Origin of the sequence: Nocardioides turkmenicus, assembly GCF_011045035.1 — a bacterium.
GTDB classification, from domain to species: Bacteria; Actinomycetota; Actinomycetes; order Propionibacteriales; family Nocardioidaceae; genus Nocardioides; species Nocardioides turkmenicus.
The window spans coordinates 102,161-118,111 of sequence record NZ_JAALAA010000018.1 but is presented as its reverse complement, the minus strand read 5'-3'; the positions used below and the strand labels follow the sequence as shown (position 1 = coordinate 118,111).

General features: G+C 71.2%; 12 protein-coding genes. 8 read left to right on the top strand and 4 right to left on the bottom strand.

The genetic code is table 11. From position 1 onward, the window contains the following. Both G5C66_RS19885 and G5C66_RS19880 read right to left on the bottom strand, forming a co-directional pair. A partial coding sequence (locus tag G5C66_RS19885; protein WP_165112656.1) for a 1-phosphofructokinase family hexose kinase occupies positions 1 to 895 on the bottom strand: 895 nt, incomplete at its 3' end. Beyond that, complete coding sequence (locus tag G5C66_RS19880) at positions 892 to 1,659, bottom strand: DeoR/GlpR family DNA-binding transcription regulator (RefSeq protein WP_165112655.1); 768 nt, start codon at positions 1,657 to 1,659, stop codon at positions 892 to 894. The genes G5C66_RS19880 and G5C66_RS19885, both read right to left, overlap by 4 nt. A gap of 122 nt (positions 1,660 to 1,781) precedes the next feature. On the opposite strand from G5C66_RS19880, the gene G5C66_RS19875 reads away from it, so the two are divergent. Together G5C66_RS19875 and G5C66_RS19870 are read left to right on the top strand one after the other, a co-directional pair. Further along, positions 1,782 to 3,458: a phosphoenolpyruvate--protein phosphotransferase gene (locus tag G5C66_RS19875; RefSeq protein WP_165112654.1), complete on the top strand. Its 1,677-nt coding sequence runs from the start codon at positions 1,782 to 1,784 to the stop codon at positions 3,456 to 3,458. Between the two features lie 25 nt (positions 3,459 to 3,483). Beyond that, the gene (locus G5C66_RS19870) at positions 3,484 to 3,918 is read left to right on the top strand and encodes an SRPBCC family protein (protein WP_165112653.1); all 435 of its coding nucleotides are present in this window, start codon (positions 3,484 to 3,486) and stop codon (positions 3,916 to 3,918) included. On the opposite strand, the gene G5C66_RS19865 is transcribed toward G5C66_RS19870, so the two are convergent. Beyond that, entirely contained in the window at positions 3,915 to 5,090 is a 1,176-nt protein-coding gene (locus G5C66_RS19865; protein ID WP_165112652.1) for a L,D-transpeptidase, read from the bottom strand. The genes G5C66_RS19870 and G5C66_RS19865 overlap by 4 nt on opposite strands. A gap of 132 nt (positions 5,091 to 5,222) precedes the next feature. On the opposite strand from G5C66_RS19865, the gene G5C66_RS19860 reads away from it, so the two are divergent. From G5C66_RS19860 to G5C66_RS19850, 3 genes are read left to right on the top strand one after another with little or no spacing between them, the layout of a single operon-like run. After that, positions 5,223 to 6,734 (top strand): DUF3375 domain-containing protein, encoded by a 1,512-nt coding sequence (locus tag G5C66_RS19860; protein ID WP_165112651.1) that lies wholly within the window; start codon positions 5,223 to 5,225, stop codon positions 6,732 to 6,734. Continuing rightward, positions 6,727 to 7,386 carry a DUF4194 domain-containing protein gene (locus G5C66_RS19855; RefSeq protein ID WP_165112650.1) on the top strand — a complete coding sequence of 220 codons (660 nt, stop codon included), beginning with the start codon at positions 6,727 to 6,729 and terminating at the stop codon, positions 7,384 to 7,386. The genes G5C66_RS19860 and G5C66_RS19855 overlap by 8 nt, the downstream gene beginning before the upstream one ends. Positions 7,387 to 7,388: 2 nt before the next feature. Beyond that, positions 7,389 to 10,745, top strand: coding sequence for an ATP-binding protein (locus G5C66_RS19850; RefSeq protein WP_241248697.1), 3,357 nt, complete (start codon positions 7,389 to 7,391; stop codon positions 10,743 to 10,745). A gap of 10 nt (positions 10,746 to 10,755) precedes the next feature. Here G5C66_RS19850 and G5C66_RS19845 read toward each other — a convergent pair whose 3' ends face one another. Beyond that, positions 10,756 to 11,877 carry a calcium:cation antiporter gene (locus tag G5C66_RS19845; protein ID WP_165112648.1) on the bottom strand — a complete coding sequence of 374 codons (1,122 nt, stop codon included), beginning with the start codon at positions 11,875 to 11,877 and terminating at the stop codon, positions 10,756 to 10,758. A 22-nt stretch (positions 11,878 to 11,899) separates the two neighbouring features. On the opposite strand from G5C66_RS19845, the gene G5C66_RS19840 reads away from it, so the two are divergent. The 3 genes from G5C66_RS19840 (at position 11,900) to G5C66_RS19830 (ending at position 15,829) form a co-directional block, all read left to right on the top strand. Next, positions 11,900 to 13,690, top strand: coding sequence for a gamma-glutamyltransferase family protein (locus tag G5C66_RS19840; protein ID WP_478354325.1), 1,791 nt, complete (start codon positions 11,900 to 11,902; stop codon positions 13,688 to 13,690). Between the two features lie 393 nt (positions 13,691 to 14,083). Then, entirely contained in the window at positions 14,084 to 15,376 is a 1,293-nt protein-coding gene (locus tag G5C66_RS19835) for an HNH endonuclease (RefSeq protein ID WP_165112647.1), read from the top strand. A 117-nt stretch (positions 15,377 to 15,493) separates the two neighbouring features. Next, positions 15,494 to 15,829 (top strand): DUF1048 domain-containing protein, encoded by a 336-nt coding sequence (locus G5C66_RS19830; RefSeq protein ID WP_165112646.1) that lies wholly within the window; start codon positions 15,494 to 15,496, stop codon positions 15,827 to 15,829. Positions 15,830 to 15,951 lie beyond the last annotated feature (122 nt).

Here is a 15,951-nt window from a genome sequence, read left to right as displayed (position 1 = left end):
GGGGTGGAGTGGGGAGGGTGGTGCCGGGGAGGCCGGCGGCTGCACTGCCGTACGCGACGGCGAGCCCGAGACGTTCAGGGGCGGAGAGTCCGCGCAGGTCGGCGAGGAGATAGCCGAACAGGGAGCTGTCGCCGGCACCGACCGTGCTGACGACCTCGGTGGGTGGCGGGGTGGCGTGCCAGGTGCCTTCCTCGGTGACGAGGACCGCGCCGTTCTCGCCGAGGGTCGCGAGCACAGCGGCGACGCCGCGCTCGACCAGGGTCCGGGCCGCGGACGCGGCGACGGCCGGGTCGTCGAGGGAGTCGGATCCGGTGATGGAGGCAAGCTCTTCGGCGTTGGGCTTGAGGAGGTCGGGTGCGCCGGCCGGGAGACCCGCGGCGAGTGCCTCGAGAGGTGCCTCGCTGGTGTCGACGGCGATGCAGGCCCCGGTGGACCGGAGCGCGCTCACCACCTCGGCGTACCAGCCGGCCGGCGCCCCGGGCGGCAGCGACCCGGCGAGGACCACCCAGCTGGCGTGGTCGGCCTCCTGGACGAGCCGGGCGGCGAGGGCGTCGAGCAGTGCCGGGGTCGCGGTGGCGCCGGGGCCGTTGAGCTTGGTGGTGGTGCCGTCCGGCTCGGTCACGGTGGTGTTGATCCGCGGCCGGCCGGCGGGCCCGACCGTCACCACGTCGAGGCCGGTGGCCCGCAGCTCGGTGACCATCGGGTCGAGGTCGGGGCAGGGGACGACGGCGCGCGTCGGCACCCCAGCGGCGTACGCGGCCCCGGAGATGTTCACGCCCTTGCCGCCGGGCTGTGAGCTCGTCGCGGTGGCGCGCAGCACCTCCCCGCGGCGCAGCGGGCTGGTGAGCATCACGGTGTGGTCGATGCTCGGGTTGGCGGTGAGGGTGACGATCATGCGATCCGCACCTCCAGGCCGCTCTCGCGGAGCTCGTCGGCGACGTCGTCGTCGATGTCGCTGTCGGTGACGAGCACGTCGACGTTGCCGAGCGCGGCGAACCGCAGGGTGGTCTCGACACCGATCTTGCTGGAGTCGGTCAGGCACACGACCCGGCGGGCGGCGTTGACCAGCGCCCGCTTGGTCGCGGCCTCCTCGTGGTCGGGGGTGGAGAGGCCGTGGGCCAGGGTGAGCCCGTTGGTGGCGACGAAGCTGACGTCGACCCGCAGCCGGCTGAGCGCGTCCACGGTCTCGGCGCCGACCGCTGCCTGGGTGGCCGGGCGCACGCGTCCGGGGAGCAGGTGGAGCTCGATCTGGGGGCTGCCGGCGAGCATGGCGGCGACGGGGACCGCATGGGTCACCACGGTGAGCTGGTGGTCGCGGGGGAGCACGTGGGCGAACCTGCTGGTGGTCGTGCCGGCGTCGATCGCGATGGTGCCGCCGGCGGTGGGGAGGAGGTCGAGCGCGGCCTGGGCGATGCGGTCCTTCTGCGCGGTGAAGCTCTGCTCCCGCTCGCCGAGCGCGGACTCGAGGACGGCCATCGCCTCCACCGGCACCGCACCCCCGTGCACGCGGCGGACCAGGCCGCGGCGCTCCAGCGTGGACAGGTCGCGGCGCACGGTCTCGGTGGTGACCTCGAACCGCTCGGCGATGTCGGCCACGGATATCCGCCCGCGCTCGGCGACGAGACGGGCCGTCGCGATCTGTCGCTCCTCGGCGTACATCGCGGCCTCCTTCAGGGATCGGTGTGGTTTCGAGTTGATTTCGGGCTTGTGAATGCCCACATATGTTGTTTTATGCCCGAATGTGTTGACTCGTCAAGGGGTTAGGGCAGATATTTGTGGCCATGGTCACGTCTCACTCATCTGTTCTGTCCGGCACTCCGGTGGTCCCGGGGATCGTGCTGGCGCCCGTCCACGTGGTGCGGACCGAGGTCGACCCCGCCGCGCTGGAGGCCTTGGAACGGCGCGGCTTCGATCAGCCCGAGGACGCCCTGGCGGCCTACGAGGCAGCCGCCACCGCCGTCGCCGACGGGTACGCCCGCCGCGCCGAGACCGCCTCGGGAGCCGCTGCGTCCGTGCTGAGCGCGAGTGCCGGCCTGGCCCGGGACAAGGGGCTACGCGTCGCCGTCGAGAAGCACCTGCGCGCGGGGGAGGGTCTGGTCGCCTCCGTCGGCGCGGCGGTGGAGCAGTTCGCCACCCTGTTCAGCGGGATGGGCGGCCTGATGGCCGAGCGGGTCACCGACCTGCGCGACATCGAGCGCCGGGTCCTCGCCCACCTCGCCGGCGAGCCCGAGCCCGGCGTCGACGTACCCGAGGGGATCAGCGTCCTGGTGGCCGCCGACCTCGCCCCCTCCGACACCGCGGCCCTCGACCCGGCCCGGGTGGTCGCTCTGGTCACCGAGCGAGGCGGCCCCACCAGCCATACCGCGATCATCGCCCGCCAGCTCGGCATCCCGTGCCTGGTCGGCGTGGCCGGAGCGACGGGCATCGCCCCGGGCACCCTGGCGCTCGTCGACGGCCAGGCCGGCACCATCGACCTCGAGCCGGGCCCGGACGCCGCCGCCCGAGCCGAGGCCGACCTCACCCGGCGCCAGGCGGTCGCCGCGTGGACCGGTCCCGGCCGCACCGCCGACGGCCATCCCGTCGCACTCCTCGCCAACGTCGCCGACGGGTCCTCCGCCCGCGATGCCGCCGCCGGCCAGGTCGAGGGCGTCGGTCTCTTCCGCACCGAGCTCTGCTTCCTCGACCGCCGCGAGGAACCCACCGTGGCCGAGCAGGCCGACGTCTACGCCGAGGTGCTGGCGCCCTTCGCCGGCCGGGGGCACGTCGTCGTGCGCACCCTGGACGCGGGCTCGGACAAGCCGATCGCCTTCGCGACCCACGAGGGCGAGGAGAACCCGGCCCTGGGCGTACGCGGTCTGCGGCTCGCCGCGGACAACCCCGGCCTGCTGGAGCGCCAGCTCGACGCCATCGCGATCGCCGCCGAGCGCACCGGCGCCGACACCTGGGTGATGGCGCCGATGGTCGCCACCGTCCAGGAGGCCGCCGACTTCGCCGCACTGGTCCGCGCCCGCGGTCTCAAGCCCGGCGTCATGGTCGAGGTGCCGGCGGCTGCACTGATGGCCCACCGGATGCTCGAGGTCGTCGACTTCCTCTCCATCGGCACCAACGACCTGACCCAGTACGCGATGGCCGCCGACCGGCTGGCCACCGACCTGGCCCACCTGACCGATCCCTGGCAGTCCGCGGTGCTGCAGCTCATCGCGATCACCGCCGAGGCGGGACGTACGGCCGGGAAGCCCGTCGGGATCTGCGGCGAGGCAGCCGCCGACCCGCTGCTCGCGCCCGTGCTCGTGGGTCTCGGCATCACCTCGCTGTCGATGGCGCCGGCTGCCGTGGCTGCCGTCGGCGCGCGGCTGGGATCGGTGAGCGCCGGGCTGTGCGAGGACGCCGCGGAGGCCGCGCTCGGCGCGCTGTCCCCGGCGCTCGGCCGCGAGGCCGTGGCGACGCTCCTGGGCTGACCGGATCCGGGGCACACTGGGCGTCATGCCCGCGCGCTACGTGTTCGCCGAGACCTGGGAGCTGCCGTTGTCGCCGGAGGCGGTGCGGGACGTGCTGGTCGACGTCGAGCACTACCCGCGGTGGTGGCCCCAGGTGCGGGCGGTGGCGAGGCTCGGCGAGGACGACGCGCTGCTGGTGTGCCGCTCGGCACTGCCGTACGACCTGGAGATCGTCCTCCACGCGGTCAGCCGCGACCTGCCGACGCTGGAGGTGAGCCTGGGCGGCGATCTGGACGGGTTCGCGCGATGGACGCTGACGCCGACGCCGAGCGGGAGCCGGACGGTGTTCGAGCAGGAGGTCGTCGTCGACGGCCTGCTCGGTCTGGCCTCGATGCTGCTGAGGCCGGTGCTGACCTGGAACCACCGGCAGATGATGCACGGCTGCCGCGAGGGTCTGGCCGCCGCGGTCGGATCCGGCTAGAGCGCGGAGCCCTTCTGGTAGTCGGCCCAGGAGAGGTTCCAGTCGCCGAAGCCGTTGTCCCACTCCATCTTCCGGTCGGTGCCGGTGGTCTCGACGACGTCGCCGATGCGGGCCAGGCCGTAGAGCCAGGCGGCGTTGGCGGTGGAGAGGCCCGTGCAGCCGTGGGAGACGTTGGCATAGCCCTGGGACCCGGTCGACCACGGCGCGGCGTGGATGAACTCACCGGAGTTGCTGATCCGCATGGCGTACTCGACGTCGTCGAGGGAGTAGTAGTCGCTCGAGCTCTGGTCGGAGATGCCGATGGTCTCGGAGCGCATCTCCTTGACGCGGTGCTTCTCGGAGATGACCTTGATCCCGGAGCGCGTGGTGAACCCGGGCTTGCCGGTGGTGATCGGGATCGTACGCAGCAGCTTGCCGTTGCTGAAGACCTTCATCTGATGCGTACGAGCATTGACCTTGAAGACGTGCGCGTCGCCGACCTTGTAGGTCGCCGTGCGGCTGTGCTGGCCGTAGACGCCGCCTCCCGCGGAGGCGCCGTTGATGTCGAGGTCGACCTTGATGGTGGTGCCGGGCTTCCAGTAGCGCTGCGGGCGGTAGCGGGCCTCGGTGTCGGAGACCCAGTGCCAGGAGCCGGTCTGCGCCGGGGTGGAGGTGACGTGCATGCGCTTCTCGAAGGAGGCGTGGTCCTTGACCGGTACGTCGAAGTAGACCGCGACCGGCATCCCGATCCCGACCTCGGACTTGTCGACGGGGACGATGGTCGCGAAGGTCTGCTGCGCCAGCGAGAGCGAGCGGGTGGTGAAGCTGCTGGTGACCTCGCCGGTCTCACCGGTGGCGGTGACCGTGTAGCGCAGCGCCGGGTCGAGCAGGTCGTTGGCGGTCCAGGTCTTCTTGTCCGCCGACAGCGATCCCGGCACGGTGCGCCCGTCGGGCTTGGCGACCTTCACGCTGGTGAACTCGCCCGAGGTCGCGGTCACCGTGACGATGCTGTCGACCGGCACGTCCTTCGCGCCGTCGGCGGGGGAGATCGTCGCGGTGAGAGCCGTCGGCGACGGGGACGCGGTCGACTCGCCCTTCGCAGCCGGGTCAGGGGTCTCGGGCACCTCGGCACAACCGGAGAGAACGGCCAGGGCCACCGTGGCCACGACGACAGGGAAGGAACGAACCCGCATGGGATAACTATGCGATAGCTGGCAACCGAATTCCGGTCGCGTCCGCGTATCCGCCGAAGGTGTCGCGCCGTGGGATGCCCTGGGGCGTGTGCGTTGTGGTGATGTCCGTGGTGCCGCGTACGGTATCTGCCGATGAGTGACACTCGCGTCGAGGCGGCGTACGCCGGGGCTCTGGCCGCCTTCAAGAACCCGATGCTCGACCTTCTGCACGGCCGGTTCGCGCCGTTCGTGGTGGCGGTGCTCTCGGTGACCTTCAGCTCCGACCGGGCAGCCGTGCCGGTGGTGGACGCGCACGCCGAGATCGGCGACATGCTCGAACGGCTCCGGGCCACAGGCTATGCGGAGGGCGAGGGCGGCGAGGTGATGCTGCCGGTCGGCACGGCGCGTGACCTGTGCCGCCAGTGGGTGCGGGCCGGGTGGCTGCTGCGCCAGATCGAGGGCGAGGACGAGGTCTACCGGCTCTCCGCCCATGCGGTGGGCGCCCTGGAGATCGCCGGACGGGCCAGCGGGTCGCGGGCGCGGGTCTCCGAGTCACGGGTCCGGACGCTGCTGGAGGCGGTCGAGCGGCTCGCCCAGGACGCCGACCCCGACGTGCTGACCCGGGTGGCTCGGCTGACCGAGGAGATCGCCGAGCGCCGTGCCGAGATCGCCCGCCTGGACCGCACCGGCGTCGTCGACACCGTCGACGACGACACCCTGCTCGAGCAGGCCGAGAACATCCTCCACCTGACCCGCGAGCTCCCGGCCGACTTCGCCCGGGTCGTCGAGTCCATCCGGGCGATGCAGCGCGACGTGGTGACCGACCTGCGCCAGGACGTACGCCCCGCCGGGGAGGTCCTGCGCGAGTACCTCCAGCGCGGCAAGGACGTGATGGCCTCGACGCCGGAGGGCAAGGCGTTCGCCGGGGCGCTGCGCATGATCGGCGACCCGCGGCGCCTCGACGACCTGGCCGGCAACCTGCGTACGGTGCTGCGCCACCGGTTCACGAAGGCGATGGACCCGTCCGAGCGCGCCGAGCTCGCCGCCGTGGGACGCCGGATCGAGACCGGCGTCGCGGAGGTGCTCGCCGCCCAGCAGACGGCGTCTCACGTGATCACGACCCAGGTGCGTACGCACGACCCTGCCCGCGACCGGCAGGTCGACGACCTGCTGCGCGACGTGATGGTCGGGCTCCAGGCGTGGATGCCGTCCTCGCGGACCGCCGAGGCGGTCGAGCCGCTGCGCCGGCTGCCGATCGCCGACCTCGGCCACCTGCGGCAGTCGGTCAGCGAGCTGCGGCCGCCCGAGCCGCCGGCGCCGCTCGCCGACTGGGGCGACGTGGAGAGTGCGGTCGAGGACACCAAGGCCTGGGGAGGGCCCGGGTACCGGGCGATCGAGGCACATCTGGACGCCTTCGTGGCCGAGCACGGCGCCGATGGGCCGGTCGACATCGCCGAGGTCTTCGCGGCCGCACCGGAGGAGATCCGGCGACCGGTCGACCTGCTCGGACTGCTGGAGATCGCCCACCGGCGCGGGATGGCCGAGACCGGCGAGATCTCCACGATCGAGGCGGTCCGGGCCGACGGGGTGCGCCGACGGTTCGCGTTCGGCGGGGTGAGGATGACAGCGGGCGATGGATCCTTCGAAGGGGACGACGATGAGTGACACGGTGACGGAGGTGCCCTACGGCAGCGAGCCGGAGGGCTTCATCGAGCCCGTCTCGATGGAGGACGACCCGACGGAGCTCTTCGTCGGCGACCGCGGCGTCCTGGACGCCGACGTACGCCGCGTGCTGGTGCAGCTCCTGCGCCGCCGGTTCATCACCGCGGAGCGGAGCCCGCGGCAGTGGCGTACGCTGCTCGACCACCAGGCCGTGATCGAGTCGCGGCTCCACGACCTGTTCGTCCGGCTCGTGGTCGACCACGACCGCGGCATCGCCTACAAGCGGCAGGTGCGCTCGGAGGAGCTGGACGTGCCGGTGCTGCTCAAGGACGACGCCTACTCCCGCGCCGAGACGCTCGTGCTGGTCCACCTGCGCACCGTCTTCCAGCGCGAGCGCGGTGCGGGGGAGAGGTCCGCGCGCGTGGACGCCGACGAGCTGGAGCAGACCGTGCTCACCTACTTCGACGTCGCCAGCGGTGACGCGGCCCCGCGCCGCGAGATCCGCCGAGCGGTCGAGCGGCTCGCCCGGGAGGGAATCCTCGAGGAGGAGTCGGAGGACCGCTACCGGATCACGCCGCTGGTCGAGATCGTGCTGAGCGTGGAGAAGCTCGCCGAGCTCAAGGCATGGCTGAAGGAGCAGGAGACCCAGCAGTGAACATGATCGACAGCCTCTTCGGCCTCATCCCCGCCCGCTCGACCGGCCGCCAGTGGGTCGCCAGCGAGCTGCAGCTGGTCAACTGGGGCGGCTACGACGGCGCCCACCGGGTGCGGTTCTCGCCGACCGCGACGCTGCTCACCGGCGGCTCCGGGTCGGGCAAGTCGACCCTGATGGACGCCTACATCGCGCTGATCATGCCCCACACGACGCCCTTCAACGGTGCCTCCAACGGCGGTGTCGTCGGGCGGCCCAGGGGTCAGGACCAGCGCAACATCCTCTCCTACGCCCGCGGCAAGATCGATGAAGCGAAGACCGCCGACGGCACCAAGATCCGGGTGCTGCGCGGCGACGGCCGCGACACCTGGTCGGCGATCGCGATGACCTGGGCCGACCAGACCGGCGCCCGTTTCACCGCCGTCCGTGCCTGGTACGTCCCCGCGTCCGCCAAGAACCTCGACGACGTGACCAAGCTCCGTGCCGTGGCCGAGGCGGGCTTCGACGTACGTGACCTGGAGCCGGCCGCGGCCCACCGGTTCACGCGCACCTCGGTCACCGAGATCGGGCTGACCCCGATCGACACCGACCGCGACTTCACCGCGCGGATCCAATCCGCGCTCGGGATCGGTGCCGCCGGCGACGGGGAGAAGGCCGTCAACCTGCTGGGCCGGATCCAGGCCGGGCAGCAGATCACCACCGTCGACGACCTCTACAAGAAGATGGTGCTCGAGGAGCCCGAGACGCTCGCGACCGCCGACGCCGTCGTGGCCCACTTCGACGAGCTCTCCGCGACCCGCGAGCGGATGGTCACCGCGCAGCAGCAGGTGCGTGCGCTGACCCCGATCCGCGAGCACCGCGTCGCCATCGAGGGTGCCGCCGCCAGGCTGGAGGTCATCGAGGGGATCGGCACCTTCGCCGACGAGACGACGCCCGCCGGCCTGTGGCGGGCCGGCAAGCGGGTGGATCTGCTCAGCGAGCTGGAGGCCGACCTCAGCGCCCGCAAGAGCGCCGCGGAGAAGACGGTGGCCGAGAAGCAGGCGCTGATCGACGCCGCCGAGTCCGAGCGCGACGGCCTCGCGGTCACGGTCGCCGCCTCCGGCGGCCGCCGGCTCGAGGAGGCCACCCGCGAGATCAAGTCGGCCGAGGCGCGAGCCGATCAGGTACGCCGCACCCGCGAGTCGCTCGACAAGGAGCTCGCGGTCCTCGGCGCGGTCGTCACGACGCCCGCCGACTTCGAGACCCTTCAGGCGGCCGCCCAGGAGGCGCTGGTCGACGACGACGCCCGCGCGACCGCCCTCAATGCGTACGCCGGGGCGCGGTCGGCCGAGGCAGAGGCGATCAAGGCGGTCGGCCGGCTCGAGGCCGAGCTCGCCGACGCCGAGAAGACGAAGAACAACATCCCCGAGCCGCTGCGCGCGGCGCGTGCGGTGCTGGCCGAGGCGGCCGGGCTGAGTCCGGCGGAGATGCCGTTCGTCGGCGAGCTGGTCGAGGTACGCACCGAGCACGAGGCTTGGCGCGAGGCGTTCAACCTGGCGCTGGGCGGCTTCGCGACCACGATGCTCGTCGACGCGGCTCACGTCGGCGCCTTCCGAGCCGCGATCGAGTCGGTCCGGCAGCGCACCCGGATCCGCTACGAGGCCGTCCCCACCGGGATGGCGGACACCGCCATCCTCGACGAGGGCACCCTGCCGGGACGCCTGGACTACCGCCGGGGCGTGTTCACAGGCTGGCTCAAGAAGCGGCTGACGGAGCGCCACGGCTACGTCTGCGTGCCGACGCCCGCACTCCTCGGCCAGCACCGGATGGCGCTCACCGTCACCGGCCAGGTCTCGCAGGGGTCGCGTGGAGCCCACGGCGGCCACGGCGCCGGCAACGTGCTCGGCTTCACCAACACCCGTCGCGTCGCCGAGCTCACCGAGCTCCTCGAGAGCGCACGTCGGGACGCGGAGAAGGCGACGGCGGCGGTCGGCGAGGCCGAGCGGGCCATCAAGGAGCTCGACCTGCGGCGTACGTCCTACAAGGCCGTCTCCGCGCTGACCTGGGACCAGGTCGATGTCGAGGGCGCCGAGGCCGAGCGCGACCGGTGGGCCGCGGTGATCGCGGAGGTCACGGCCGACAACCCGGAGATCGCCACGCTCCAGGATCGGCTGAAGAGCGCCCGCGCCAAGGTCGACTCGCTGCGTGAGGGCATCGGCGCCGCGAAGAGCGCGGTCAAGGACCTCGACGAGCGGTGGAGTGACGTGGTCGAGCAGGTCGACCGCGCCAAGGACGCGCTGGAGGAGGCGGCAGCCTCGGGCACCGAGATCGCCCCGGCTCAGGCGGACTACCTCGAGCAGCTCTTCAAGGCCGCCGGAGGCGAGGACGCCGGTCGCCGCGAGGACGCGCTGGCCGAGCTCGACGCGGTCTTCGCCCGGGCCGGCGAGAGCCTCGACGCCGACCGCGCCAGCGCCCAGGAGACGATCGGCGCCGCCCGCGTCCAGCTGCGGCAGACCTTCGAGTCCTTCCTCGAGCGCTGGCCCAACCCCAACCTCCACACCGACCCCGACGCCTCGTACGCCGACTTCGACCGGCTCCTCGACGAGCTGCAGACCAGTGGTCTGCACGAGCTCGAGGTCGAGTGGCGCGACTCGCTGCTCAACCTGTCGGGCAACGACCTCACCAACCTCGACTCGACCCTGTCGCGGGCGGTGCGCGAGATCCGCGACCGGATCGACCCGATCAACCAGATCCTGGCCGAGCTGCCGTTCAACGACGACGACCACCGGCTCCGGATCGACACCCAGGAGGGCCAGTCGGCCGTCCGTGGCCGATTCCGCAAGGAGCTGCGTGCCGTCCGTGACCTCATCGGGCGGGCCTCGACCAACGAGACCCGCGAGCAGGCCTACACCCGGATGTCGCGGCTCATCGACCGGATGCGCCGCACGGCGCCCGACTTCGCCGACCTGATCGACGTACGCAACCACGTCCGTGTCAGCGCCGAGAAGGTCACCGCCGACACCGGTGAGCACGTGGCCCTCTACGACCACATCGGCGAGAAGTCGGGTGGCGAGTCGCAGGAGCTGGTGGCTTTCATCGTGGGTGCCGCGCTGCGCTACCAGCTCGGCGACGCCGGTGCCGAGCGCCCGCGCTACGCCCCGGTCTTCCTCGACGAGGCGCTGATTAAGGCCGACGCGCGCTTCACCGGCCGTGCCATCGGCGCCTGGCGGGGTCTCGGGTTCCAGCTCATCATCGGTGCGCCGAACGACAAGCACAGCGCCATCGAGCCGCACGTCGACGTGCAGTACACCGTGCTCAAGGACGCCGAGGGTCACTCGTTCCCGAAGCTCGAGGTGGGCCTGGAGGAGATCCCGGCGGGGTGAGCGGTGCCGGCTACGGCTGCATCGAGAGGAACAGGAACGCGGCCAGCAGGACCAGGTGGACGAAGCCCTGGAGGGCGTAGACGCGGCCCTGGACGACGGTGAGGCCGGTGACGAAGACGGTGATCACCAGCAGCACGATCTGGGTCGGCTCCAGGCCGAGCACGAGCGGGCCGCTGAGCCAGATCATCGCGACCGCGATGGTCGGGATGGTGAGGCCGATCGAGGCCATCGCCGAGCCGTAGGCGAGGTTGAGGCTGGTCTGCACCCGGTCGCGGGAGGCGTTCCGGACCGCGGCGATCGACTCGGGCGCGAGGACGAGGAGGGCGATCACGACACCGACGACGGCGTAGGGGAAGCCCAGGCTCTTGACGGTGCTCTCGATCGTGGGGGAGAGCACCTTCGCCAGGCCGACCACCGAGACGAGCGAGACCAGGAGCAGGGCCAGGCTGAGGGCGGCCTCGCCCGCCGACGGCGGGTCGGCGTGACCGTCCTCGTCGAGGTCGACCAGCCCCGTCATCCGGCCGTGCTCGTCGCTGGTGACCGGGAGGAAGAAGTCACGGTGGCGCACCGTCTGGGTGAACAGGAAGGCGACGTAGAGCGCCAGCGACGCGATGGCGGCGAAGGCCAGCTGCGAGGGTGAGTACTGCGGCCCCTGGGCCGACGTGGTGAACCTCGGCAGCACCAGGGTGAGCCCGGCCAGGGCGATCACCGTGGCGACCGCCGAACCGGTTCCGGCGGCGTTGAAGCTGACCAGACCGTGCTTGAGGGCGCCGACCATGAGCGCGAGCCCGACGATGCCGTTGAGGGTGATCATCACCGCGGCGAAGACGGTGTCGCGGGCATAGGTGCTGGTGCTGTCGCCACCGCTGGTCATCAGCATCACGATCAGCCCGACCTCGATCACCGTCACGGCGATGGCCAGGATCAGCGACCCGAACGGCTCGCCGACCTTGTGGGCGACGACCTCGGCATGGTGGACGGAGCTCAGCACGGCACCGATCAGCACTGCCGCCACCGCCGCGAGGATCGTCCAGTGGTCGTGGCGGAGCCACGAGAGCACCAGCACCACCAGAGCGAGGATCGGCACGACGACTGACCACTGCAGGCGGCCCCGGACCGCTGGCGCACTCATGAGGTGACCGTAGCCTGAGGACGTGCTCTCGACCTACACCCCTCCGGCCGTGTTCAAGACCCGTCCCGACCTGCTGGGGAGGTTCGGCATGGTCGGCTCGACCCACTGGCTCGCCAGCGGCGCCGCCCAGGCGGTCCTCGAACGCGGCGGCAACGCGTTCGACGCGGTGGTGGCGGGAGGGTTCGTGCTGCACGTGGTCGAGCCGCACCTCAACGGACCGGGCGGCGACCTGGTCGGGATCTTCGCACCCGCCGGCGGCGAGGCGACCGTGCTGATGGGCCAGGGGCCCGCGCCCGCGGGTGCCTCGGCGGACCACATGCGTGCCGAGGGACTGGAGCTGGTCCCGGGCGCGGGCGCGCTGGCCGCTGCTGTGCCGGGCGCGGTCGACGCCTGGCTGATGCTGCTGCGCGACCACGGCACCTGGGAGGTCGGCGAGGTGCTCGCCTACGCCATCGACTACGCCCGCAACGGCCACCCGATCCTGGGCCGCGCGGTCTCCACGATCGCCACTGTCGCCGACCTGTTCCGCGACCACTGGCCCACCTCGGCCGCCCACTGGCTCGTCGACGGCCGGCCGCCCGAGCCCGACACCATGGTCCGCAACGAGGCCTACGCCGCCGTGCTCGACCGTCTCGTCGCCGCCGGCGACGGCGCCGCGACCCGCGAGGAGCGCATCAACGCCGCGCGTGCTGCCTGGGGGAGCGGGTTCGTCGCGGAGGCGATCGAGCGGTTCGTACGCACGCCGCACCGCCACTCCTCCGGAACCGATCATTCCGGGGTGATCACGGCGGCCGACATGGCCGGGTTCTCGGCTGCGTACGAGACGCCGGTGACGACCGAGTTCCGCGGCCACACGATCGCGAAGGCGGGGCCGTGGACGCAGGGGCCGGTGCTGCTGCAGACGCTCAACCTGCTCGAACCGCTCGACGACGCCCTGCTCGACCCGAGCAACCCCGCCGGCGCGCACACGATCCTGGAGGCGACCAAGCTCGCCTTCGCCGACCGCGACGCCCACTACGGCGACGGCGCCGACCCGGAGGTGATCGCGACCCTCCTCTCCAAGGAGTACGCAGCCACCCGCCGCCCCCTGATCACCGACCTCGCCTCCGCCGAGGTGAGGCCCGGGCTGGGCGTCACGGCCTTCCCGCCGCTGCGCGAGAGCTACGACCCAGCCGCCGCGGCGTCCGGGGTCGGGGAGCCGACCGTCTCCAGGGAGGGCGAGACGCGCGGTGACACCTGCCACATCGACGTGGCCGACCGCTGGGGCAACATGATCGCGGTGACCCCGTCGGGTGGCTGGCTGCAGTCCTCGCCGACGATCCCCGAGCTCGGGTTCTGCCTCGGCACCCGGCTGCAGATGACCTGGCTGGAGCCGGGGCTGCCGTCGACGCTGACCCCGGGGCGGCGGCCTCGGACCACTCTCACTCCGACCCTGGTCCTCCGCGACGGGCACGCGGTCACAGCCGTCGGTTCGCCGGGTGGCGACCAGCAGGATCAGTGGCAGCTGCTGTACCTGCTGCGCACTCTCGTCGGTGGCTATTCGCCTCAGCAGGCCATCGACGCGCCTGCACTCCACTCGACGTCGTTCCCCGGGTCGTTCTGGCCGCGTACGTGGGACCCTGCTGGTGCGGTGCTCGAGGATCGGCTCGGTGCTGGGGTTGTCGAGGAGCTGCGGCGTCGTGGGCATGCTGTGACGCTGAGTGGCGGCTGGTCTCTGGGGAGGCTCTCTGCGGTTACTCGGGATCCTGAGACTGGCACGCTTTCTGCTGCCGCTAATCCTCGGGGGGCGCAGGGGTATGCGGTCGGGCGGTAACGTTTCCCGCTGGTCGAGCCGCTTCCCCGCTGGTCGACCCCGCTGGTCGAGCCGCCGGAGCCGCTAGGCGGAGGCGTGTCGAGACCAACACATTTCTCTTCTCGGGAAAGCTCGGTTGAGCGACTGTGTTTTCGGGGCCGGGGTTCGCCGCCGACCCTTGCTTTGATTGTTTCTCGATCCGCCGCCGCGTCAAGGACGGGCTTCGCCCGCCGCTTCGCGGTGGCCTTCGGCCATCCTTGACCCGGCACCTGATCGAGAAAGATTTCGCCTGTATCGGGGCGGCGGCGACAGAGTGGCGCAGCACTCATGTGCCTTTTTCGCTGACGGCGTAATATGGGTCTGACCAGCATAAATGAGTCGCGTCTTGTCGCTGTCTCGCATATAATAAGACGCATGTACGAGACCATCGACCGCCTCCTCGACGGACCACCGCCCGGTGCGTCCGAGGGCGAGTTGGTCGACTGGATCACCCGTCTCGAAGCGGTGAAGTGTCGGGCTGAGGCTGTTCAGGCAGAAGCAGCGGTACGACTCGAGGACGCCGCCTGGACCCGCCAGGCCGAGGCCGGCGTTCCGGCCCGGAAACTCGGCGAGGGCGTCGGTTCGCAGGTGGCGTTGGCGCGGCGGGTCTCGCCGGCCAAGGGTGCCAAGCTGCTCGGGCTGGCGAAGATCCTCCTTACAGAGATGCCCCACACCTTCGCCTTGATGAAGGCCGGCCTGTTCTCGCAGTGGCAGGCCACCATCCTCGCCCGCGAGACCGCCTGCCTGTCGGTGGAGGACCGGCGGGTCATCGACCATGAACTGTGTGCCACCGGACCCGAGGGGGAGCCTGCGAAGGCGGTGGCGATGGGGCTGCGCCAGCTCGAGAACGCCGCCAAGAAGCTGGCCATCACCCTTGACCAGGAATCCGTCGTCGCGCGCGCGGCCAACGCCGCCAAGGACCGTCGTGTCAGCGTGCGGCCGGCGCCCGACACCATGACGTGGCTCGGCGCCCTCCTGCCGGTCAAGGATGGTGTCGCGGTGTTCGCGGCCCTGGACCAGGCCGCCAAGACCGCTGCCGCCGCTGGTGATGAGCGGTCCCGTGGTCAGGTCATGGCCGACACCCTGGTCGCACGGGTCACCGGCCGTGAGACCGGGGTCAAGCCGCGGATCGAGGTCAAGATCGTGATGACGGCCGACGCACTGGCCAACGACGCCGACCAACCGGCGATGGTCGAGGGCTACGGACCCGTCCCCGCCGCCTGGGCACGTGACGCCCTCAGCGATGCGGAGGTATTCGTCCGCAGGTTGTTCACCGACCCCGCCGGACAGTTGGTGGCGATGGAATCCCGGTCCCGCAAAGCCCCTGACGGGCTCGCGGAGTTCGTCGCCACCCGTGACGGGGGGATCTGCCGGACCGTGGGCTGTGATGCCCCGATCCGCAACATCGACCACGTCGAACGCCACGCCGACGGCGGCGCCACCAACGCTGCGAATCTTCAAGGTTTGTGCGAGCGATGCAACCAAGCCAAGGAAGCGATCGGGTGGCAGGCCAGACCAGGACCCGACGGCTCCATCACCACCATCACACCCACCGGCCACGCCTACACCAGCCCGCCACCCGAACCCTGGCGACCAGATCCGCCACCGCTTTCTCCGGGAGAGTTCGCGCTGCGCGACGTACTCCTCGACCATCGCCTCGCGGCCTGACCCAGCGCCGAGGGACTTTCTTCGGATCAGTGCTTGACCTTGACGCTACGTCAGGCCTGCACGCTTCTTCCACAGCCCCAAACAAGGGGCCCGAACCACCGAAGAAGGAGCAACGACATGAACAACATCCTCACCCGCCTCATCGGCGACAAGAAGGACTGGAAGCGCATGGAGGCCCGCGCCGCCGAGCTGCCGACCGACTACCGCACCGTCTACGCAGAGATGAAGAACTACATGTGGCGCTTCACCACCAGCGACGGCATGGACATCGTCGACATCCTCCGCGACATCCTCGACCTCTTCGAGACCGAAGCCGCCACCGGCCGCAAGGTCATCGACGTCACCGGCCCCGATCTGGCCGCGTTCTGCGACGCCCGACTGCCCGAGCAGCACGACGCCTACCGCGACAAGCTTCGGAACAACCTCAACGCGGTCGCCAACAAGCTGTCGTGACGTCCGAAAACGTAAGAGTCCCGCTGGCGTCTCGGGTCACCAGCGGGGCAAGAACAATGTTGCCGCATCACCAAAGAGGTTGTCACCCCTTTTCGAGAAATTCTGCAGAATTTTGCATTGCA

Bases quoted from the DNA above. Each gene is read 5' to 3' on its own strand.
- G5C66_RS19875 (WP_165112654.1), top strand. From the start codon at position 1,782: ATGGTCACGTCTCACTCATCTGTTCTGTCCGGCACTCCGGTGGTCCCG.
- G5C66_RS19850 (WP_241248697.1), top strand. From the start codon at position 7,389: ATGATCGACAGCCTCTTCGGCCTCATCCCCGCCCGCTCGACCGGCCGC.
- G5C66_RS19830 (WP_165112646.1), top strand. From the start codon at position 15,494: ATGAACAACATCCTCACCCGCCTCATCGGCGACAAGAAGGACTGGAAG.
- G5C66_RS19880 (WP_165112655.1), bottom strand. From the start codon at position 1,659: ATGTACGCCGAGGAGCGACAGATCGCGACGGCCCGTCTCGTCGCCGAG.
- G5C66_RS19870 (WP_165112653.1), top strand. From the start codon at position 3,484: ATGCCCGCGCGCTACGTGTTCGCCGAGACCTGGGAGCTGCCGTTGTCG.
- G5C66_RS19845 (WP_165112648.1), bottom strand. From the start codon at position 11,877: ATGAGTGCGCCAGCGGTCCGGGGCCGCCTGCAGTGGTCAGTCGTCGTG.
- G5C66_RS19855 (WP_165112650.1), top strand. From the start codon at position 6,727: ATGAGTGACACGGTGACGGAGGTGCCCTACGGCAGCGAGCCGGAGGGC.
- G5C66_RS19835 (WP_165112647.1), top strand. From the start codon at position 14,084: ATGTACGAGACCATCGACCGCCTCCTCGACGGACCACCGCCCGGTGCG.
- G5C66_RS19865 (WP_165112652.1), bottom strand. From the start codon at position 5,090: ATGCGGGTTCGTTCCTTCCCTGTCGTCGTGGCCACGGTGGCCCTGGCC.
- G5C66_RS19860 (WP_165112651.1), top strand. From the start codon at position 5,223: ATGAGTGACACTCGCGTCGAGGCGGCGTACGCCGGGGCTCTGGCCGCC.